The following is a 21,487-nucleotide window of genomic DNA, read 5'->3' on the forward strand; positions in this document are numbered from 1 at the left end:
GTTGGAGTCGCAAACCAATAAAAAAGCACCTGACTCTCATTACCTTTTTAGTCGGGATTTACATTTCCGATTTCTGTGGTAATGTTGTGATTTAGATGCTTTTTTACATGTGCTCTTGCACAAGATTATGCAGCCATTTCCCTGAGAAGACACGAGGGATGCCCCAGATTGGCTTGAGAATGTCTTCGCCATTTATCACAAGAAAGATTAGCCAAATGGGAGCCTGCAGACTAACCAGAGCATAGCCAAGTGGAATGCTGAAGAGCCAGACAGGTAAAATATCTAGCAGGCAGGCATAGTTGGTATCGCCTCCGCTACGTAAAATCCCGACGATTAAAACAACACTAAAAGCTTTTGGAATAAACAACAGGGCATTTAACTGAATCATCAGGATGGTTAGCTGCTCTGTCTGATTGCTTAAGTTGTAGAGTTTCAGGGCTAAGGGCATGGCCCAGATGAGTAGGATGCTGACGATGAGCCCGATGAGAGGTAATAGAAGTAAGAAGCGCTTGGCATCTTGTAAGGCTTTTTCTACTTGGTTTTCCCCGATGGTATTGCCTAGCATAACAGCTACGGCATTGCCTGCACCACGAACGAAGACAAAACCAATTTGGGCAATGGCGCTAGCAATCTGGGTAGAGGCCACCACTTCAGTACCTAATAGCCCGATAATGGCCAAGCCAATTGATGTTCCAAGAGACCAAGCGCCTTCATTAAAGACGACTGGTAAGGTTTTTTTCAAAAATTGATAAACGAAGTCTTTGTGGAAAGCAAAGAGTTCAGCTATGCTAGCGGCTCCAGCCATCCTTGTTCGATAGACACCAAAGACTAACCAGCAAAGCTCTAGCAATCGAGCCATAAAGGTAGCAATAGCGGCACCAACCAGTCCAAGTTTAGGAAACCCAATCAGCCCAAAAATAAGGACGGCATTGCCAATGATATTGGTCGCCATGGATAGGAGACTAGCAAGAGTTGGTAAGAAAACTTCATTACTACAGCGACACATGGTGGCCAAGGAGGTTGTGATAGCTGTCATCAGGTAGGTCCAGGAGACGATAGATAAGTACTGGGCGCCCAACTGAATAGCTTCGGTATCATGAATATAAAAACCAATCAGTTGCTTGGGAAAAAGTAAAGCGACTAAAGTAAAGGAAGCGGAGATGAGCCCGCTCAGCATATAGACTAATCCCAAGGTTTTTCTCATATCAGCAATTCGCTGGGCTCCCCAGTATTGGGCCATGAAGACAGAAGCTCCGCTACCGATACCAAACTGTACAATAGTCAAGAGAAAGAAAATCTGGTTGGCAGCACCAGCAGCTGCGATTTGTTTTTCTCCTAGCTGGCCAATCATGACAACATCAGCTAGATTGACAGCGCTAGCCAGTAGAAATTGAAGAGAAAACGGTAGACTGAGACGTAAGAATTGTTTCAGAAATGTTTTCTTTTCACTCACTGTCTCACCTCCCTTCGTTTCAAATAGGATAAGCAATCAGTATGTCTAGTAACCTGATATCTAGAAAGTTTCTGCTTTTTTTGAATTGGATGATTCTGATTCCTCATAAATTTCGCTATTTCTATCTGATAGCTTGAAATAAGCCTCAAGTTTAGTGATAATAGGCAATTTGATCAACAAAAATTTGACAATCTTTGTCAGCTTCTGTTTGAATCTCTACATTCTTCAATTCCTTTTCAGGATAAGGGTTTTGAATAGGAAATGCGAAGAAAGTTTGTTGCTCTTTTTGATAAGGTTTGGTGCTAAGCGAGACTTCAAATAATTGCTCATCTACCTTATAGATGGGTTCGCCAGGTAGAGGGTTGGTATTGGTAGTCCGATCCCATTCAACACTTGTTTTGCCAATGTTTTCTCCAAAGATAATTGGAACAGCAACCTCTGTCTGATCGGTATAGGTTAGTAGGATATTTCCGATTTGATAGGTTTCCATTTCGGGGAAGACACCGTCCACAAACCATTGGTATTCCACAAAATAGTCAGTAGCATAGCCAATTTCAATCCAGATAGGATGCGCTAGTGTTTCAAGGCTGCGCGAGTGGTTCTGCAGGTCAGGATAGTGGTAATGGAAGAGATATGATAAGGTTTTATCACGGATAGTCGCATAGTCTTCATCACGATAGTCATGATTCCAAAACATCTCGTATGCATAGGCCAAGCCGAAGAAAATGACATTTCTCTGCAGGATTACCTCATTTAAAGTGCTCCAGTTGGAGATGATAGCTCCCTTGCTCCCCTTCTTCAAATGCTCAGCCCAATGCGGAAAGAGATAGCCTTCAAAATTACCATAACGGATGCTAAAGCCTTCTTCTAAAACTTCATCTTCCAGTTTTTCATCCAAACTCCAGAGCCAATGGAGAATTTCGACATCTTTGGGAATCTGGTGAATAGCCTGCCAGGTTGCCGGCATGATGCCAACTTTTTTGCCTGTATCTTTTTTGAACTGGGGAGTGTACATGATGATTTCTGCTCCACCAAAAGACCCTGCATCAGGAACGATAGCGTTTTTCAGTAACTTGTCTCCCCAAATCATGGTTCGGACATTTTTCTGCTTGAGGTGGTCATAAATCTTGATAATGTCCTCTGCAAAGATATCAGCTCCAGCCTTCCCTTTGCAACGCTCACACATGGCAATTGAATAGTATTCATCATGCCCGATATTGATGACTTCTGGTTCAAAGACCTCAATGATTTCATCCAGAACATCAAAGAGGAGTTCATAAGAGGCAGGATTTGATGGGCAGTAAGTGTCTGGATAAGGATCTTCAGGGATTTCTGCAATTTCTGGGTGGCCAAGCATCAAATAATCGCAGTGACCGAGGGATGGCACTTCAGGAATCACCTCAAAAAATCGTTCCTTGCAGTAGAGGACCAGATCTTTCACATCATTTTGACTTAGAAACTCCCCGTCACCATTCTCCATGTGAATGGCATTCTTGTACCAAGGGAAGGTATAGTCTTGGATTTCTTTGGTCTTGCCAGAGTATTCAGCCATATCAGCACAATATTTAATCCACTCTTGATTAATTTCAGGGTGTTTTTTATATTCCATAGCACCGCCGATTTCAATCATGAGGGTATTGTACTTGAAGAAAGCAAGCATATCCACAAATTGCTTGAAGAAATCCATATTCTTACGAGACGGTAAAAAGACCTTGAGGCCACGCTCGGAACAGACGGGTTCGTCGTAGGCCAAGCCATAAGGCAAGTAGCCATCCTGCAACATTTGAATAATTGAAATTGCCCCATAAAATAAGCCGCGTTGGGACAAGGCATAAACGAAAATGCCGTCTTGAGCAATCTTTACGATGTGCGCTTCAGGGTTGGATGGATAGGGAAGTGAAAAGGACTGCATGACCTCTTGTCCGACTTCTCGGGAAATCCCTTCTATGAAATGAATAGCAGGGAAAGCCAGCTGGCCATCATTTCTTGCTTTTGGATGAGCCAGTAAAGTGTCGGTTAAAATAGGCAGAGGGCTGAATATTTGAGTTTCTTTAGTGAAATAGCGACCGTTGTTTTCTTGTTTCCAATATTGAGGTGTGATGCCTTGTTTCATAATCTGCTCCTTGAACTATCTGAATATCTGCAAGTCATAAATCTGGGCGCAAAAAGAAGGTATGAATCGGATTTACCTGTTACTGAGTTTTCTCTTTTCTAGTCTTCTCGATTTCGCCTTGAATCTTATAAAGATTTTCCGAAAGACGACCAAAGTAGAGTAGCTCTCCCATCCACTTGATGAGCTTGCTTTTTGAATTTTTTGTCAATTTATTTTGTTCTTGCTCTAGCGTAACCTCAAGCCCTTTTGAGCAAGGCTTGGTCTTGTAGGAAGTAATCGTTTTTTCACTGTGGGACGAGATTTGAATGACGTAGGTTTCATGGCGACGATAGTCCAGAATCTCATAATCAGTCTTGGTATAGACATTGTCTGACAATTTTGAGTAACGAAGTCCTTTCTTTAACCTATCTATCTTTTTTGTTTGATTGTCAGTTTGATTGATTTGATTCAGAAACTCGCTTTCCAAGAAGTCATAAAATTCATCTGAAGTGACTTGGAGTTCTCTAATAATCTTCATAAATTAAGTATATAATAAGCCCTTGTGGAAAGTAACCCCCTGAGGAAAAAGAGACGGATTTTAATGAATTTTTATACTCTTTAGCTTTCTATTATACATTATCATAAAAAACGATTAATTTTTATACACTAATTTTACGATAGGTTCTAAAATATATTAAAGGAACTATTTAAAAATAACAGAGTACCAGAGGTAAAGCACGTAAGAAACTATTGCTTTAAATTTTTTATAATAAATTGAGTATGAATGGCATTTGAAAATGGATACACTAAGCTAGAAAACTGTATATTAAGAAAATATAAACGCTTTTGACACCCAGATAGACCTATAGTAAACTGTGGGTAAGAAGTCAAATTGAAAGGAGGTATTTGTATGGAAGAATGGAATAGTTCAGCGGAGATTATTGCCATGTCCTTAATTGCCAATTCTGGTGCAGCCCGATCCTTAGCTTTTGAAGCACTTAAAAAAGCAAAACTAGCAGAATTTGATGCAGCTAAGGAATTAATGGATGAGGCAAATAGTGTAATTTTAAAGGCCCATCATTCCCAAACAGATTTATTGCAGGAAGAAGCACAAGGAAACGGTCATCAGTTGAGTATACTGCTTGTTCATGCACAAGATCATTTTATGACGAGTCTCTTGGCCATTGACCTTATCACCGAGATGATTGAGCTGTATTCCAATCGAGAAGGAGAAAGACAATGAAAATCTTATTAATATGTGCAGCCGGAATGTCCACGAGCATCCTGATGAAAAAAATGGAGCAATATGCAAATGACCAAGGTATTGACCTCGATATAAAAGCGGTCGGATTGATGGACTATCAAGATTATGCTCAGGACTATGACGTAATTTTATTAGGTCCTCAGGTTTCTTATAAACTTGATTCTGTCAAAGAGACAGTTTCAAAACCTGTTGCCACCATTCCAGCTATGGATTATGCAATGGGAGATTGTAAGAATATCTTTCAATTAATTAAAGCAATATCTTAAGGAGGTTTTTCTGATGGAAAAATTCTTTAACAGTAAATTCATGACCAAACTTCAGGAAATTGGTTATAAACTGGCCAACAATGTGTTTATACAGTCTTTACAAGCTGGATTGGGCTCTCTCTTGGGATTGATTACCGTAGGTTCCTTATTTCAAGTCTTAGCTGCAATTGGAAATGAAACTGCTCTAGGTTGGTTCAAAACAGGGGATGCAGTGTATAATACATTGACCTTGCCTTTCCGTTATTCAATGGATTTTATTTCTATCTGGGTTGCTATCTTCTTTGCTTATCATTATGCTAAGAATTTGAAATTGAAATCCCCTATTATGGCAGCTGTTGATACAGCAGTTACTTTCATGCTTGTGGCAGGAGCTTTTGTTGATACTGAAGACTTCTCCGGCCTGCAATTAGACTACCTTGGCTCACAAGGTATGTTTATCAGCTTCTTTATTGTCTTTGTCGTCGTACAGATTGAAAAATTCTGTTATGAAAAAGATATTAAAATAAAGATGCCAGATGTTGTGCCGCAGTTCCTGCAAGATAGTTTCGGCTCTATTCTGCCGGTATTCTTCTCCATCACTCTCTTCCTCTTGCTGAATGTTGGAATTGGAGCCTTGACAGCAGGAGCTTATAATGTTCCGTCTGGTTTTATGGCTCTCTTGCGTGCACCGCTTGGCGCTGTATCATCTGTTCCAGGGATTGTGATGCTTTGTATGTTAGCGCTGATTCTTTGGTGCTTCGGTATTCATGGTACCCTCATCATTATTCCAATCATTTCTCCGCTTGGGATTCAAGCGGCAACAACCAATGCTGCTCTTCATGCGAACGGTCAGCCAATGCAATTCTTCCCAGTCTTGCTTTATACTTCTATGGCCTTAGTTGGTGGTACAGGAAATACATGGGCCCTGGTCCTGATGGGCTTACGATCAAAATCTAAACAAATCAGTGCCGTATCAAAGATTTCACTCATTCCTGGGTGGTTTGGTATCAACGAGCCAGTAACATTTGGTATGCCAATTATGTTCAACCCAATTCTTTGTATCCCTTATGTACTCAATGTGCCTATTATGATGATTTTGACTTATTTTGCTTACAAAACAGGCTTTATCATTCCAGCTTGGATTGTTGTCAGCGCTCAGTTGCCAATGGGCTTTAGTAACTATCTGACCACCCTTCGTTGGCAAAACTTTGTTTGGGACTATATCTTGATTTTACCAGCTATGTTAATCTACTATCCATTCTTCAAAAAATACGAAGAGCAATTGGTTAAGCAAGAAGCTGAAGCGGAAGCAATAGAAGCCAAAGGAGGTGCAGCAGCTTGATTGATGTAACAAAATTTTCTAGAGACTTTCTCTGGGGATCGGCTTCAGCAGCCTATCAAGTTGAAGGAGCTTGGGATGAAGATGGTAAGAGTCTGTCTATCTGGGACACCTTTGTCCGCCAGCCTAATAGGACCTTTAAAAACACTACAGGCGATGTGGCAGTGGATCATTATCATCGCTACAAAGAAGATGTTAAACTGATGGCCGAAATGGGTCTGAAAGCTTATCGATTTTCTATTGCCTGGACCCGTATTTTACCTGAGGGACGAGGAGAGGTTAACCAGAAAGGTATTGAGTTTTATTCAAATCTGATTGATGAACTTCTCAAATATAATATCGAACCCATTATCACGATCTATCACTGGGATTTGCCTCAAGTACTGCAAGATGAGTATGGAGGCTGGGAATCCAGAAAGATAATCAATGATTTCCTGTATTATGTAGAGGTTCTCTTTGAAAACTTTGGAGATCGAGTAAAGTATTGGATAGGACTTAACGAGCAAAATGTCTTTGTTGGACTCGGCTACAGAGATGGCTATTTCCCACCAGGGATTAAAGACATCAAGCGAATGCATCAAGTCAATCACATTGTCAACTTGGCTAATGCGACGATTATCAAACGATTCCATGATTTAAAAATAAAAGGTCAAATCGGTCCAAGCTTTGCTTTTCCTGTCCTCTATGCTCTGGATAATCAGCCAGAAAATGTTCTAGCCATGGAGAAATCTTTGGATGTTAATGTTTGGTACTGGATGGATGCTTATCTATTGGGACGTTATCCAAAGACAGCCTTAGCTTATTTGAAAAATCAATTCGGTATAGAATTAGATATCCGAGAAGGAGATTTAGATATTTTAAAAGCAGGCCGTCCAGATTTCGTTGGTGTCAACTATTACCAATCTCATACTTTTGCTGCTAATGTTCCGAATGCTGAAGCTGGTGAGCCGGACCAGTTTAAGCATGTGCCAAATGAACACTTAGAGCGTACTAGCTGGGAGTGGGAAATAGATCCAATTGGTTTGCGAATTGCTTTACGGCGGATTACCAGTAGATATGACATCCCGATTATGATAACTGAAAATGGGCTAGGAGAGTATGATACCTTAACGGAAGATAGAAAGATACATGACCCATATCGGATTGAATATCTTGATAAGCATATTACAGCTGTACAAAACGCCATAGAAGATGGTTGCCAAGTCATCGGCTATTGTACGTGGTCTTTCACAGATTTACTTTCATGGCTCAACGGCTATGGCAAGCGTTATGGATTTGTTTATGTAGACCGTGATGAGGAAGAAGGTGGTAGTCTAGAGCGGATTCGAAAAGATAGTTTTTACTGGTATCAAAAATTAATTAAAGAATTTGAGAGCAAAAGAGAAAACAGTAGAACCTATTCATAGAAAAAAGTCAGCAGTTTATAGGGATATAAACTGCTGACTTTTCTTTTTTATTTTTCTCGCATTTGACCTTGTGGGAAGTAGGTGCCTTCTGGCATGTCGTTAATGATGACATGGACAGCAGACTGAGGTGCGCCTGTATTTCTGATAACAGCTTCAGTTACTTCCTTGGCGAGAGCTTTTTTCTGCTCCAGAGTACGACCTTCAAATAAATCAATTCTAACAAATGGCATATTTTCTGCCTCCTTTATTTCTTTATCATTATTTTATCATAAATGAGGTTTTAAAGAGTAGTGAATTATGGTAAAATAATGTGAAGTAAAAATGGAGATAGTGAATTAGCAAAGATTTAAATTATGGCTCAGTTATACTACAAATATGGCACGATGAATTCGGGCAAGACCATTGAGATTTTAAAAGTCGCCCACAATTATGAAGAACAAGGCAAGAGCGTGGTTATCATGACCTCGGCTGTTGACACCCGCGACGGCTTTGGTGTCGTTTCTAGTCGTATCGGCATGAAACGAAATGCCATAGCTATTGAAGACCAGACGGATATTTTTGGCTATATCCAGCAGCTGCCTGAAAAGCCTTATTGCGTTTTGATTGATGAGGCTCAGTTCTTGAAACGCCATCATGTCTATGATTTGGCTAGAGTGGTGGATGAGCTGGATGTTCCGGTTATGGCTTTTGGTCTGAAAAATGATTTTCGCAATGAACTTTTTGAAGGCTCCAAGCACCTTTTGCTCTTGGCTGACAAGATTGAGGAGATTAAAACTATTTGCCAATATTGCTCTCGTAAGGCTACCATGGTTTTACGGACTGATAACGGAAAGCCGGTTTATGACGGAGAGCAGATTAAAATTGGCGGCCACGAGACTTATATCTCTGTCTGCCGCAAGCATTATTTTAACCCCGACATTAAGTAATCCAACGATAGAAAAAAGGAGATGATGAAAAATATATGAACATCTATGAACAGTTACAAGCGGTGGAAGATCGCTACGAAGAGCTTGGTGAACTTCTCAGTGACCCTGATGTGGTCAGCGATACCAAGCGCTTTATGGAGCTTTCTAAGGAAGAAGCCAGCACTCGCGATACAGTGACGGCTTATCGAGAGTATAAGAAAGTCTTACAAAACATCACTGACGCTGAAGAGATGATTAGAGACGCCTCTGGTGACGCGGACTTGGAGGAAATGGCCAAGCAGGAGCTCAAGGATGCCAAGGCTGAAAAAGAAGAATACGAGGAAAAGCTGAAGATCCTTCTCCTTCCAAAAGATCCAAACGATGATAAGAACATCATTTTGGAAATCCGCGGTGCTGCAGGAGGAGACGAAGCGCAGTTGTTCGCAGGAGACCTCTTGCAGATGTATCAAAAATATGCTGAGAGCCAGGGCTGGCGCTTTGAAGTCATGGAAGCCTCTTACAATGGTGTAGGTGGGATCAAGGAAGTGGTCGCTATGGTCTCGGGCCAGTCGGTCTACTCAAAGCTTAAGTATGAATCGGGTGCTCATCGTGTACAGCGGGTTCCTGTAACAGAAAGCCAAGGTCGTGTTCACACTTCCACAGCAACTGTCTTGGTGATGCCAGAAATTGAAGAAGTAGAATACGACATTGATCCTAAAGATCTGCGGGTGGACATCTACCACGCTTCAGGTGCCGGCGGTCAGAACGTCAATAAGGTTGCGACTGCGGTTCGTATTGTCCATCTACCAACCAATATCAAGGTCGAAATGCAGGAAGAACGGACCCAGCAGAAGAACCGGGATAAGGCTATGAAAATCATCCGAGCTCGTGTAGCAGACCACTTTGCTCAAATTGCTCAAGATGAGCAGGATGCAGAGCGCAAGTCCACAATTGGTACAGGCGATCGCTCAGAGAGGATTCGCACCTATAATTTCCCGCAAAACCGGGTGACAGACCACCGTATCGGCTTGACCTTGCAAAAGCTGGACACGATTTTAGCTGGCAAACTGGATGAAGTCGTTGACGCTCTGGTTCTCTATGACCAAACGCAAAAACTAGAAGAGCTGAATAAATAATGATACTAGCTCAATATTTGGCGGAGCTAGAGCAGGAGCTGGTAGCAGCGGGAGAAGAAGCAGAAAGCCTGTCTTTCGTTTATAGAGCTCTCAATGAGCTCTCCTTTACCGACTTTGTTCTCAAACTTCGGACAGAAGTAAGTCAGAAAGAATGTGACCAACTAAAAGCGATTCAAGAGCAGCTGCTTGCTCACAAACCGGCCCAGTATATCATTGGCAGCAGTGACTTTCACAGCCTGACTCTCAAGGTTGATGAGCGGGTTCTAATTCCTAGGCCTGAGACGGAGGAGCTAGTGGAGCTGATTTTGTCAGAAAATCCCGAAAGTTCTCTATCTGTCTTAGATATCGGAACGGGTAGCGGAGCCATTGCTCTTGCACTGGCAAACAGCTGTCCAGACTGGCAGATTACTGCTTCTGACCTTTCGGAAGATGCTCTTGCTTTGGCAGCAGAAAACGCTCAGTCCTGTGGATTCAGCCTCACTTTTCTCCAATCTGATTGCTTGGATGCAATTCAAGGAAAATTTGACATTATCGTCTCCAACCCGCCCTATATTTCAGAAGCAGATAAAGACGAAGTTGGACTTAATGTTCTGACCTCAGAGCCTCACATAGCCCTCTTTGCTGAGGAGGATGGCTATGCCGTCTATCGGAAAATAGCCGAGCAGGCAGGAGACTATCTGACAAAAAAAGGAAAAATCTATCTGGAAATTGGTTACAAGCAAGGAGACGGTGTCAGGGAGTTATTGAAAAAATCTTTTCCCCAAAAACGAGTCCGAGTCTTGAAAGATCAATTTGGCAAAGATAGAATGGTGGCGATGGACAATGGATAAGATAGAGAAGACTCTGGCAGCAGGCGGAGCAGTTGTCCTGCCGACAGAAACAGTTTATGGCCTCTTTGCCCAGGCTTTGAATCAAGAAGCGGTTGAACGAGTTTATGAATTAAAACGAAGACCTCGTGACAAGGCTCTCAATCTCAATGTTGCTAGCTTGGAAGAGATTTATGTTTTTTCTAAGAACCAGCCCAGCTACCTAGAGCAGCTCTATCAGGCCTTTCTGCCTGGGCCACTAACTATTATCCTCCAGGCCAATGACCGAGTGCCTGTTTGGATAAACTCAGGTATGGAAACCGTGGGTTTTCGGATTCCTAAGCATCCAGTTACGCTGGACTTGATTCGTAAGTATGGTCCCTTGATTGGTCCATCCGCCAATCTTTCTGGAAAAGCTAGTGGAACTTCTTTCCAGCAGATTATGATGGATTTTCAAGAGGAAGTCTCGGGGGTAGAAGATGACGCATCCTTGACAGGTCAGGATTCAACTATTCTAGACTTGTCTGGAGAAAAGGCACTTATTCTACGCCAGGGAGCGATTACTCGCGAGGATATTCTCGCCCAAGTAAATGATATAAAATTTTAACTTTAGGACCTAAGGTCCTATTTTCGCAAAAGAAGGGAGACACCTTATGATTTTTGACCAAGAAGACTACAAAGCATTTGACCCAGAGATTTGGGAAGCAGTTGCTAAAGAAGAAGAACGTCAGCAGCATAATATTGAGCTGATTGCTTCAGAAAATGTCGTTTCTAAAGCTGTCATGGCCGCTCAAGGTTCTATTTTGACCAATAAATATGCCGAAGGTTATCCAGGACGCCGTTACTATGGTGGGACAGATGTAGTGGATGTGATTGAGAGTCTAGCGATTGAGCGTGCCAAGGAAATTTTTGGTGCCAAGTTTGCCAATGTGCAACCTCACTCAGGCAGCCAGGCAAATTGTGCTGCTTATATGGCTTTGATTGAGCCAGGCGATACAGTTATGGGCATGGACTTGTCTGCGGGCGGCCACTTGACTCATGGTGCATCAGTCAGCTTCTCTGGTCAAACCTATAATTTTGTATCCTATAGCGTTGATTCAGAAACAGAATTACTGGACTTTGATGCCATCCTCCAGCAAGCCAAGGAAGTACAGCCTAAGCTGATTGTGGCAGGGGCTTCGGCCTATTCTCACATCATCGACTTTTCAAAATTCCGTGAAATCGCTGATGCAGTGGGTGCCAAGCTTATGGTAGATATGGCTCACATCGCTGGTTTGGTTGCTGCTGGCCTCCATCCTAGCCCTGTGCCTTATGCGGATATTACAACCACGACTACCCACAAGACCTTGCGTGGCCCTCGCGGCGGCTTGATCTTGACAAATGATGAAGAATTGGCTAAGAAAATTAACTCAGCTATCTTCCCAGGCATTCAAGGCGGACCACTGGAACATGTCATTGCAGCTAAAGCTGTTGCCTTTAAAGAAGTACTGGATCCAGCTTTCAAGGTTTATGCTCAGCAGATTTTGGACAATGCCCAAGCTATGGCTCAAGTCTTCCGTCAGCATGACAAGTTCCGTGTGATTTCTGATGGTACTGAAAATCATCTTTTCTTGGTTGATGTCACTAAGGTTGTAGAAAATGGGAAAGTAGCGCAAAATCTCTTGGATGAGGTTAATATCACGCTTAATAAAAACTCCATCCCTTACGAGACTCTGTCACCATTTAAGACTAGCGGCATTCGTATCGGCACAGCAGCTATTGCAGCTCGAGGCTTTGGTGTAACAGAAAGTATCAAGGTAGCAGAGCTTATTATCAAGGCTCTGGAAAACGCTGAAAACGAAGCGGTGCTAAATCAGGTGCGGGCAGAAGTTCGCGAATTGACGGACGCTTTTCCACTCTATGAGGGCTTGAACTAAGATGGATATTTACGTAAAAAAAGCGATTATTCATCAATTCAGCCCAGCTGATACCGAACTGCTGCTAGCGGATAAATTTCTCAACATCACTCCCAAGATTGAAGAATATCTACGTAAGAAAATCGAGCGAGTCTATTCTGACGATGCTAAGACAGGTGTTTTCGATCCTGAAAACGTCTTTTTAGCCAATCTTTCAGACGACTTACTGGAAACATCAGTGACAGTGGCTAAGCTCTGGCAGGAGGAGTTTTCTGTCAGTGAAAACCAGAAAACCAACGATCTGATTTTTGTCCAGTTTGACAAAGAAGGTGTGGAGCACTTCGCTTTTCTGCGGATTGCTCTGCGGGAAACCCTGACCCACTTGGGTGGTGAGGTGGACAACCCTATCAAACTGACGCAGAACAATCTGCCTGGCTTTGGTACAGGTGCGGACGAGGCTTTGGTCATCAATCTCAAATCTCGCAAGTACCATCTGATTGAAAAGCGCATCAAGTATAACGGTGCCTTTCTCAATTATATGTCAGATAATCTCTTGCAGGTCAATCCGACAATCTCAGCTAAGAAATCAATCAAAGCACTTGAGAAGACTGCTCAAAAGGTTGCCGAAAGCTTTAACAAAGACGATTTTCAGTTCCAGTCCAAGGTCAAATCCAGTATTTTCAAAAATCTGGAAGAAAATGACGAACTGTCGCCTGAGAAGTTGGCCGATGATCTTTTTGACAGTAATCTGACTGCCCGACTTACTTTTATCGACCAAGTCAAGGAAGCTATTCCTGAGCCAGTCAAGTTTGACGAGATTGACAGCAGCCGCCAGAAGAAAAAGTTCGAAAATCAGAAACTCTCCCTTTCAAATGGAATTGAGCTCATCGTTCCCAATAATATCTATCAGGATGCAGAGTCGGTAGAATTTATCCAGAACGATAACGGGACCTATTCTATTTTGATTAAGAACATCGAGGATATCCAAAATAAATAATGTTTAAATTTCTAAGAAGACTGATTCTAGTCCTTTTCGTGCTCTTTGCCGGCTACAAGATTTATCAGGTTCATCATGATGTCAAGCAGGTCATGAAGTACCAGACTTTGGTCAGAGAAGTGCTGGACGAGCAGGACACAGCGGCCAATGAAGAATTGGTACTTGCCATGATTTATACAGAAACCAAGGGGAAAGATACTGATGTCATGCAGTCCAGTGAAAGCGCAACTGGTCAGACCAATGCCATCACGGACAACAAAGAAAGTATTCGCCAGGGAGTTCAGACCTTATCTGATAACCTAGAGTTAGCCAGCGAGAAAAAGGTGGATGTTTGGACAGCAGTACAAGCCTATAATTTCGGTCAGGCCTATATCGACTACGTCGCTAAAAACGGTGGTGAAAATACGCTAGAGCTGGCCAAGAAATATTCCAAAGATGTAGTAGCGCCAAGCTTAGGCAATGTAACTGGCAAGACCTACGGCTACTATAACCTGATTTCAATTTTTCACGGGCCAGAACTCTATATCAACGGCGGTAATTATTATTATTCCCGTCAGGTCAAGATGAACATGCATATCATGCGCCTCTTAAAATGGTTTTAGAAAGAAGTAGTTTAGCTTCTTTCTTTTTTGATGGTGAAGTAATAATCCAGATATTTGTAACCATGATAGATACATGATATAATTTTGTACATCTATCATAAAAAGGAATGAAAAATGAACAAGAAACTTGCTTTTAAGCTCCTCATTCTGGTTTTGGTGACAATTGCCGGTCTAACAGCTTTTTACAACCATAAAGAAGCCACTAGCCTCAATACAAAACAATTTGTGCAGTCAACAACGCCGACCTTGTTTTTCCACGGTTTTGGATCCAGCTCTAATGCTGAAAATCATATGACAGAGGCAGCCAAAAAAGCTGGAGTCACTCAGACAATTATCACAGCAAATGTCAGTAAAAACGGTCAAGTAAGCTTATTAGGCGAGATACCGAAAGGTGCTATCAATCCCATTATTAAGGTAAACTACGAAGATAACCGCAATGCCGACTATGCTCAAGATGGTAAGTATGCAGCTGCTGTGATTCGTAAGCTACAAGAGACTTATGGCTTTAATAAGATGAATCTGGTAGGCCATTCGATGGGGAATATGTCCATCCTCTTTTATATGCTAGAGAACGGTCAGGATGAAAATCTTCCTCAGTTGCAAAAGCAGGTCAATATTGCCAACCATGTTAATGGTCTGGAAGGAAGGGACTTGCCTGAAGATTTGACAATTCTAGACGACCAAACTGGCCAGCCTAGTGCTATGAGCCAGACTTATCAAAAACTACTGGGATTACGAGAAGTTTACCCGCAAGAACAAGTAGATGTTCTGAACATTTACGGTGATTTTAAAAACGAATCCGACGGTTCTGTCCTCAATATTTCTTCTCGCAGCCTCAAATATCTCATGGTTGAAAATGCCAAATCTTACCAGGAAAAGAAAATCACAGGTCAGTTGGCTCAGCACAGCCAATTGCATGAGAATCCAGAAGTAGACGAATTACTGATTGACTTCCTTTGGAAAAAGTAGGAAAGAGCAGTTACTGGCAAGCAAATCCAGTGACTGTTTTTTCTTTGAACTTCTTTGAGAAATGTTGTAAAATGTATCTATTATCTCAAGCCCTCAATGGATGAGATAATAATAACTCCATCATTGCAGCAACTTACCTGAAGCGCTCTGAACATCAAAAGGAGCAGAAATCACCAGCTCAAGAAACAGAAATTCGAGGCACTCAGAAAGAAGTTTGCTCTATAAAAAAGCTATAGAATTTGGGAAACTATAGCGGGAGGAAAAGAGGAAAAAATATGAAATTCAAAAAAACTTTAATGACAGCAGGAGCCTTGCTGGCTACTCTGTTTACTGTATCAACCGCAGCTGCCGATTCAAATGTTCAGAAAGTCATTGATGAGACTTACGTGCAGCCTGAGTATGTCCTGGGTTACTCCTTAGATGAGAGCCAAAAACAGCAGACCTTGCAGATGTTGGGCTACAATTCATCCAGCGACAGCAAGCCACTTAAGACCATGACACCGGAAGTCTACTCTAAAATCATGGATGTTGCCAACGACCCTAGCCTGCAGCTTTATTCTTCTGTGAAAATCCAGAAGTTAGGCGGCAATAAGCCATTAGAGGTCAAAATTGTCACTCCGCAAAACATCACCAAGGTTACTGAAGATATGTATCGCAATGCGGCTGTTACTCTAGGTGTTCAGCATGCGCAGATTACCGTTGCAGCACCGATTCCGGTAACAGGTGAGAGCGCCTTGGCAGGGATTTACTACTCTCTGGAAGATAACGGTGCGACCATTCCTCAGGAAAATAAAAACCTAGCGCAGGAAGAACTGGCTGCCCTTTCTGGCATCAATGCTGAAAACACAGGTAAGGAAGGCTATGACGCAGACAAGCTTAACGTAGCTCTGGCTGATATCAAAGCGGCTATCGCCAATGCTAAGAAGAACAACAGCAATCTGACAGCAGATGATGTCCGTAAGATTGTTGAAGAAACCTTGAAAAACTATGGACTGACTCAGTCAGTGACCAGTGACCAAATCAACCTCATCGTGAATTTTGCTATCAATCTTTCAAACAGTGGAGTCATTACGGATTCTGACTTTACAAAGACACTTAGTGACTTGAAAGACAGCATTGTTTCAAAGGCAGGGGATACCTTTAACAATATTAACCTTAACTTTGATGCAAATGGGCTCCTTCAAGAAGGTGGTAATTTCTTTTCTAATATCTGGAATGCCATTGTCAACTTCTTTAAAGGATTGTTTGGCGGTTAATTCCAAGACTATGTAAAACAAGGCTAGGACATTTGAGTTCTAGCCTTGTTTGTTATTTCTTAATATGTTAAATCCTCCATCAGAAGCGTTCTAGTGGAGGATTTTTACTTTTAATATTTCAAATTAGATTTATTTATTATTCCCACTCTACAGTTGCAGGTGGTTTGCTGGTGATATCGTAGACAATGCGGTTGACATGGTCTACTTCGTTGACGATACGAACAGAGATTTTTTGCAGAACATCCCAAGGAATCTTGGCGAAGTCAGCTGTCATACCATCAATAGAAGTGATAGCGCGAATCGCAATTGTGTAGTCGTAAGTCCGGCCGTCGCCCATGACACCAACAGATCGGACTCCAGTATTAACAGTAAAGTACTGCCAGATGTCGCGGTCAAGACCAGCTTTGGCGATTTCTTCGCGGAGAATAGCATCAGATTCGCGGACAGTTTCTAATTTCTCCTCAGTGATTTCTCCCATGACACGAATAGCAAGTCCTGGTCCTGGGAATGGCTGGCGCCAGACAATTTCATCAGGCATACCAAGCTCGGTACCCAAAGCACGCACTTCATCCTTGTAGAGCGTGTTCAGTGGCTCAATCAGCTCAAACCGCATGTCTTCCGGCAGACCACCAACGTTATGGTGAGACTTGATAGTCTGAGCGGTATCAGTTCCGGACTCGATAACGTCTGTATAGAGAGTCCCTTGAGCCAAGAATTTCACATCTTTCAGTTTGCTGGCTTCGTCGTCAAAGACATAGACAAACTCGTTTCCGATGATTTTACGTTTTTGCTCTGGATCTGAAACACCGGCTAGTTTATCAAGGAAACGTTTAGCTGCGTCAGCCTTGACGATATTCAAACCAAATTTGCCGCCAAGCATATCCATGACCTGATCAGCTTCGCCTTTACGCAAAAGACCATGATCTACAAAGATACAGATTAGTTGATCACCGATTGCTTTCTGCAAGAGAACACCGACGACAGAAGAGTCTACACCACCAGAAAGTCCCAACAGCACCTTCTTGTCACCAACGGTTTGGCGGATTTTTTGAATTTCCATGTCAATGAAGTTATCCATAGACCAGTCGCCTTTGGCTCCACAAATATTCAGAGCAAAGTTGCGCAGGATATCATAGCCAAATTCTGAATGACGAACCTCAGGGTGGAACTGAATGCCGTAGATTTTCTTTGTTGGATTTTCAATGGCTGCAAAAGGACAGTCAGCAGAAGTACCAGTACGAACAAAGTCAGCAGGTATCTCTGTTACCGCATCTCCGTGGCTCATAAGAACTAGCTGGCTTTCAGGTGTTCCGTTAAAAAGGCTGGAGTTAGCAGTATGTGACAGAGTTGACTGACCATATTCACGATTTCCAGCATGACCAGCAGGGACAACCTTGCCCCCCAGCTTGTGAGTCAACAGCTGCATACCATAGCAGATCCCCAAAATCGGGATTCCCAACTCAAAGATTTCCGGGTCAATATCAAAAGAGCCGTCTTCATATACAGAATTCGGACCGCCGGAAAGGATAATCCCGACAGGCTGGATAGCACGGACTTCGTCAGCGGTAATCTTGTGGCTCTTAAGCTCAGAAAAAACACCGATTTCACGAATGCGGCGTGAAATCAGCTGGTTGTACTGGCTTCCGTAATCAAGCACGATGATCTTTTCGACATCTTGCAATTCAGTTCTAGTTGTCATCTGTTCCCTTTCTTAAAAGAAGTAATCTTTTCCCCTCATTTTATCACAAAAAAGGAATTTTTCCAAGGTAATAAGGAGTAAGAGTGATGAAAAAACGAATATGAGTCTTTATTTGGCTTAACAGCTAGAATCGTGATAAAAGCAAGCACTTGAGAGCTAATACTTATCATTTAGTTTGACATTTGAAGTATTTGGTACTAAAATAAAGGAAGGTACCAAATAAGAAAGAAGAGCCGACATGTTACCCGCATATATTAAAATTCATGATCAGATTAAGAAAGATATTGACGATGCCGTTTGGGAGATTGGGGAGCGCCTGCCCAGCGAGCGAGATCTAGCCGAAACCTTTAAGGTCAGCCGTATGACCCTGCGTCAGGCCATCACACTCTTGGTTGAGGAGGGAGTGCTGGAGCGTCGAGTCGGGAGTGGTACCTTCGTAGCCAGCACACGCGTTCAGGAGAAAATGCGCGGCACAACCAGCTTCACGGAAATCATGAAGGCACAAGGCAAAACGCCATCCAGCCAGCTCATTTCTTATCGCCGTACCCTGCCGAGCGAGCAGGAAGTGGAGAAACTAGGCATCCACAAGACGGAAAATGTCATTCGGATGGAGCGGGTTCGCTACGCTGACGATTTGCCGGTGGTCTACGAGGTGGCTTCAATTCCAGAGAAGTTCATTAAGAATTTCAAAAAAGAAGAGGTGACCAGTCATTTCTTTCAGACCTTGCAGGAACATGGCTATAAAATCGGCAAGTCTCAGCAGACTATTTATGCCCGGCTGGCTAAGGAGAAAATCGCCAATTACCTCGATATTCCTCGCGGCCATGCCATCTTAGGACTGACTCAGATTTCTTACTTTGACGACGGAACAGCTTTTGAATACGTAAAAAGTCAGTATGTCGGCGATCGTTTTGAATTTTATTTGGAAAACAATTAATTATTGCAAAACTCTTGGTTATCACTAAGAGTTTTTAACTTGTCTTTTACTCGGCAGAAAAAGCTGATTGAAGTTTTGCAATCTCATATTTCGAGTATTTATTTCCCTTGTCAGACTAGAGTTTATCATGCTTTTCTGGTATAATGTTTCTTATGGAAATTGAAAAAACAAACCGAATGAATGCTCTCTTTGAGTTTTATGCGGCGCTTTTGACTGACAAGCAGATGAACTATATAGAGCTCTACTATGCAGACGACTACAGTCTGGCTGAGATTGCTGAGGAGTTTGGTGTTAGCCGTCAAGCCGTTTATGATAATATCAAGCGGACGGAGAAGATTCTGGAGGACTATGAGAAAAAGCTGCACATGTACTCGGACTACATCGTTAGAAGTCAGATATTTGACCAGATTACAGAGAAATACCCTGAAGACAGCTATCTGCAGGAGCAGATCGGGATTCTGTCTGGTATTGACAACCGAGAGTGACCATGGCTAAACAAGTCATCTACAAGGGAATGTCTTGCTGGTTGTTGGAGTCGGAAGAATCCTTACCTACTAGGGTACAACTTATCTCCTCTGACGATCTTTCTAAGGCAATGCAAGAAGGTTTCAGCTGCTGGGGCTACCCTAATGAGATTATGAAAGAAGTCTCTGCCGAGGAATTTGCTTGTTTAACTCGTTTTGGAAAATTTCCACTGAATTGATTGAAATAGAAACTAGGAGAAATCAAAAATGGCATTTGAAAGTTTAACGGAACGTTTGCAGAACGTCTTTAAAAATCTGCGTAGAAAGGGAAAAATCTCGGAGAGCGATGTTCAGGAAGCAACCAAAGAGATTCGTTTGGCCCTCTTAGAAGCTGATGTTGCCCTGCCAGTTGTCAAAGACTTTATCAAGAAAGTCCGTGAACGTGCTGTCGGTCACGAGGTTATCGATACCCTCAATCCAGCGCAACAGATTATCAAGATTGTTGACGAAGAACTGACAACTATCCTGGGCTCTGATACTGCTGAGATTATCAAGTCACCAAAGATTCCGACTATTATCATGATGGTTGGTCTGCAAGGGGCTGGTAAAACCACCTTTGCTGGTAAGCTTGCTAATAAGCTCAAGAAAGAAGAAAATGCTCGTCCGCTCATGATTGCGGCGGATATTTACCGTCCGGCGGCTATTGATCAGCTGAAAACACTTGGACAGCAAATTGATGTACCAGTTTTTGCTTTGGGTACGGAAGTTCCAGCTGTTGAGATTGTCCGTCAAGGTTTGGAGCAAGCAAAAGCCAACCACAACGATTATGTCCTGATTGATACGGCTGGGCGCCTTCAGATTGACGAAAAGCTCATGCAGGAGCTATCTGATGTCAAATCGCTGGCTAATCCGAATGAAATCCTCTTGGTTGTCGATGCCATGATTGGTCAAGAAGCGGCTAATGTTGCTCGCGAATTTAACAGCCAACTGGAAGTGACTGGGGTTATCCTGACTAAGATTGATGGTGATACCCGTGGTGGTGCAGCCTTGTCTGTCCGTCAGATTACTGGTAAGCCTATTAAATTTACTGGTACCGGTGAAAAAATCACTGATATCGAAACCTTCCATCCAGACCGCATGTCCAGCCGGATTTTGGGCATGGGGGACATGCTGACTCTGATCGAAAAAGCCTCTCAGGAATACGATGAGAAAAAATCGCTTGAAATGGCTGAAAAGATGCGAGAAAACACCTTTGATTTCAATGACTTCATTGATCAGCTGGATCAGGTACAAGGCATGGGACCTATGGAAGACTTGCTCAAGCTGATTCCAGGTATGGCCAATAATCCTGCTCTCAAGAATATCAAAGTGGATGAGAAAGAAATTGCTCGCAAGCGCGCCATCGTATCCTCTATGACACCAGCTGAGCGGGAAAATCCTGACTTGCTGAGTCCTAGCCGCCGCCGTCGGATTGCTAATGGTTCGGGTAACAGTTTCGTCGATGTTAATAAATTTATCAAAGACTTCAATCAAGCTAAGCAGATGATGCAAGGCGTTCTGTCAGGCGATATGAGCAAGATGATGAAGCAAATGGGCCTCAATCCAAACAATATGCCTAAGAACATGCCTGGTGGCGGAGGAATGCCCGACATGTCAGCTCTGGAAGGCATGATGGGCCAAGGCGGAATGCCAGATATGTCAGGCTTAGGAGGAGCTGGCATGCCGGATATGAGCCAAATGTTTGGCGGCGGCCTCAAGGGTAAGGCCGGAGAGTTTCTGATGCGCCGCAGCATGAACAAGATGGCCAAGCAAATGAAGAAAAATAAGAAGAAGCGGAAGTAGGAGAAGAATTTCTTTATTAACTTAGTTAGGATTTAGTTTTATAAATTTAGGAGATTATTATGAACGAAAAACCTAATATTTATGTATTGAGTGATTTACATTTTGATAAAAAAGCACTTCCAGGGTATGTAAAACAGAAATTAATAAAATTAGAGAATGATCCTATTGCTCATTTCAAAT

At 42.6% G+C, this 21,487-nt stretch carries 22 protein-coding genes; 17 read left to right on the forward strand and 5 right to left on the reverse strand.

Features of this window, described 5'->3' with window-relative positions:
• Nucleotides 1-103 precede the first annotated feature (103 nt).
• The 3 genes from QZ169_RS03995 to QZ169_RS04005 all read right to left on the reverse strand — a co-directional run bounded on the left by QZ169_RS03995 (nucleotide 104) and on the right by QZ169_RS04005 (nucleotide 4,083).
• Nucleotides 104-1,489 (reverse strand): MATE family efflux transporter, encoded by a 1,386-nt coding sequence (locus QZ169_RS03995; protein ID WP_295505026.1) that lies wholly within the window; start codon nucleotides 1,487-1,489, stop codon nucleotides 104-106.
• A 115-nt stretch (nucleotides 1,490-1,604) separates the two neighbouring features.
• The gene (locus QZ169_RS04000) at nucleotides 1,605-3,566 is read right to left on the reverse strand and encodes a family 20 glycosylhydrolase (RefSeq protein ID WP_295505027.1); all 1,962 of its coding nucleotides are present in this window, start codon (nucleotides 3,564-3,566) and stop codon (nucleotides 1,605-1,607) included.
• Nucleotides 3,567-3,645: 79 nt separating this feature from the next.
• Nucleotides 3,646-4,083 carry a DUF3284 domain-containing protein gene (locus QZ169_RS04005; protein WP_295505028.1) on the reverse strand — a complete coding sequence of 146 codons (438 nt, stop codon included), beginning with the start codon at nucleotides 4,081-4,083 and terminating at the stop codon, nucleotides 3,646-3,648.
• Nucleotides 4,084-4,455: 372 nt separating this feature from the next.
• On the opposite strand from QZ169_RS04005, the gene QZ169_RS04010 reads away from it, so the two are divergent.
• From QZ169_RS04010 to QZ169_RS04025, 4 genes are read left to right on the forward strand one after another with little or no spacing between them, the layout of a single operon-like run.
• Nucleotides 4,456-4,788, forward strand: coding sequence for a PTS lactose/cellobiose transporter subunit IIA (locus tag QZ169_RS04010; protein ID WP_002895529.1), 333 nt, complete (start codon nucleotides 4,456-4,458; stop codon nucleotides 4,786-4,788).
• Nucleotides 4,785-5,075, forward strand: a complete 291-nt coding sequence (locus QZ169_RS04015; protein ID WP_002909758.1) for a PTS sugar transporter subunit IIB — start codon at nucleotides 4,785-4,787, stop codon at nucleotides 5,073-5,075. The genes QZ169_RS04010 and QZ169_RS04015 overlap by 4 nt, the downstream gene beginning before the upstream one ends.
• Nucleotides 5,076-5,088: 13 nt before the next feature.
• Nucleotides 5,089-6,396 carry a PTS sugar transporter subunit IIC gene (locus tag QZ169_RS04020; protein WP_295505029.1) on the forward strand — a complete coding sequence of 436 codons (1,308 nt, stop codon included), beginning with the start codon at nucleotides 5,089-5,091 and terminating at the stop codon, nucleotides 6,394-6,396.
• The gene (locus QZ169_RS04025) at nucleotides 6,393-7,799 is read left to right on the forward strand and encodes a glycoside hydrolase family 1 protein (RefSeq protein WP_295505030.1); all 1,407 of its coding nucleotides are present in this window, start codon (nucleotides 6,393-6,395) and stop codon (nucleotides 7,797-7,799) included. Before QZ169_RS04020 ends, QZ169_RS04025 begins: the two co-directional genes overlap by 4 nt.
• A gap of 47 nt (nucleotides 7,800-7,846) precedes the next feature.
• Here the strand turns inward: QZ169_RS04025 and QZ169_RS04030 are convergent, their stop codons facing one another.
• Nucleotides 7,847-8,047 (reverse strand): 4-oxalocrotonate tautomerase, encoded by a 201-nt coding sequence (locus tag QZ169_RS04030; RefSeq protein ID WP_260468138.1) that lies wholly within the window; start codon nucleotides 8,045-8,047, stop codon nucleotides 7,847-7,849.
• 105 nt (nucleotides 8,048-8,152) lie between these two features.
• Here QZ169_RS04030 and QZ169_RS04035 point away from each other — a divergent pair, with 105 nt between their 5' ends.
• The 9 genes from QZ169_RS04035 to QZ169_RS04075 all read left to right on the forward strand — a co-directional run bounded on the left by QZ169_RS04035 (nucleotide 8,153) and on the right by QZ169_RS04075 (nucleotide 16,365).
• Nucleotides 8,153-8,725 (forward strand): thymidine kinase, encoded by a 573-nt coding sequence (locus QZ169_RS04035; RefSeq protein ID WP_002897586.1) that lies wholly within the window; start codon nucleotides 8,153-8,155, stop codon nucleotides 8,723-8,725.
• A gap of 35 nt (nucleotides 8,726-8,760) precedes the next feature.
• Nucleotides 8,761-9,840 (forward strand): peptide chain release factor 1, encoded by a 1,080-nt coding sequence (gene prfA, locus QZ169_RS04040; RefSeq protein WP_295505031.1) that lies wholly within the window; start codon nucleotides 8,761-8,763, stop codon nucleotides 9,838-9,840.
• The gene (prmC, locus tag QZ169_RS04045; protein ID WP_295505032.1) at nucleotides 9,840-10,670 is read left to right on the forward strand and encodes a peptide chain release factor N(5)-glutamine methyltransferase; all 831 of its coding nucleotides are present in this window, start codon (nucleotides 9,840-9,842) and stop codon (nucleotides 10,668-10,670) included. The genes prfA and prmC overlap by 1 nt, the downstream gene beginning before the upstream one ends.
• Nucleotides 10,663-11,253 (forward strand): L-threonylcarbamoyladenylate synthase, encoded by a 591-nt coding sequence (locus QZ169_RS04050; RefSeq protein ID WP_295505033.1) that lies wholly within the window; start codon nucleotides 10,663-10,665, stop codon nucleotides 11,251-11,253. The genes prmC and QZ169_RS04050 overlap by 8 nt, the downstream gene beginning before the upstream one ends.
• A gap of 46 nt (nucleotides 11,254-11,299) precedes the next feature.
• On the forward strand, nucleotides 11,300-12,562 hold the full coding sequence (gene glyA / locus QZ169_RS04055; protein WP_295505034.1) for a serine hydroxymethyltransferase: 1,263 nt from the start codon (nucleotides 11,300-11,302) through the stop codon (nucleotides 12,560-12,562).
• 1 nt (nucleotide 12,563) lies between these two features.
• Nucleotides 12,564-13,538 (forward strand): nucleoid-associated protein, encoded by a 975-nt coding sequence (locus QZ169_RS04060; protein WP_295505035.1) that lies wholly within the window; start codon nucleotides 12,564-12,566, stop codon nucleotides 13,536-13,538.
• Entirely contained in the window at nucleotides 13,538-14,140 is a 603-nt protein-coding gene (locus tag QZ169_RS04065) for a lysozyme family protein (RefSeq protein WP_002915229.1), read from the forward strand. The genes QZ169_RS04060 and QZ169_RS04065 overlap by 1 nt, the downstream gene beginning before the upstream one ends.
• Before the next feature lie 114 nt (nucleotides 14,141-14,254).
• Complete coding sequence (locus tag QZ169_RS04070) at nucleotides 14,255-15,109, forward strand: alpha/beta hydrolase (RefSeq protein ID WP_048773440.1); 855 nt, start codon at nucleotides 14,255-14,257, stop codon at nucleotides 15,107-15,109.
• Between the two features lie 275 nt (nucleotides 15,110-15,384).
• On the forward strand, nucleotides 15,385-16,365 hold the full coding sequence (locus QZ169_RS04075; RefSeq protein ID WP_002917222.1) for a DUF1002 domain-containing protein: 981 nt from the start codon (nucleotides 15,385-15,387) through the stop codon (nucleotides 16,363-16,365).
• A gap of 136 nt (nucleotides 16,366-16,501) precedes the next feature.
• On the opposite strand, the gene guaA is transcribed toward QZ169_RS04075, so the two are convergent.
• Entirely contained in the window at nucleotides 16,502-18,064 is a 1,563-nt protein-coding gene (gene guaA, locus QZ169_RS04080; protein ID WP_295505036.1) for a glutamine-hydrolyzing GMP synthase, read from the reverse strand.
• 238 nt (nucleotides 18,065-18,302) lie between these two features.
• Here guaA and QZ169_RS04085 point away from each other — a divergent pair, with 238 nt between their 5' ends.
• From QZ169_RS04085 to ffh, 4 genes are all read left to right on the forward strand, one after another.
• Entirely contained in the window at nucleotides 18,303-19,001 is a 699-nt protein-coding gene (locus QZ169_RS04085) for a GntR family transcriptional regulator (RefSeq protein ID WP_002909746.1), read from the forward strand.
• Between the two features lie 152 nt (nucleotides 19,002-19,153).
• Nucleotides 19,154-19,486, forward strand: coding sequence for a putative DNA-binding protein (locus QZ169_RS04090; protein WP_125331069.1), 333 nt, complete (start codon nucleotides 19,154-19,156; stop codon nucleotides 19,484-19,486).
• A gap of 2 nt (nucleotides 19,487-19,488) precedes the next feature.
• On the forward strand, nucleotides 19,489-19,704 hold the full coding sequence (locus QZ169_RS04095; RefSeq protein WP_295505037.1) for a 2-oxoglutarate:acceptor oxidoreductase: 216 nt from the start codon (nucleotides 19,489-19,491) through the stop codon (nucleotides 19,702-19,704).
• A 28-nt stretch (nucleotides 19,705-19,732) separates the two neighbouring features.
• A complete protein-coding gene (ffh, locus tag QZ169_RS04100) occupies nucleotides 19,733-21,307 on the forward strand; it encodes a signal recognition particle protein (RefSeq protein ID WP_295505038.1) in 1,575 nt (524 codons plus the stop codon).
• Nucleotides 21,308-21,487 lie beyond the last annotated feature (180 nt).

The sequence above is a fragment of the uncultured Streptococcus sp. genome, from assembly GCF_905372115.1.
Classification (GTDB): domain Bacteria; phylum Bacillota; class Bacilli; order Lactobacillales; family Streptococcaceae; genus Streptococcus.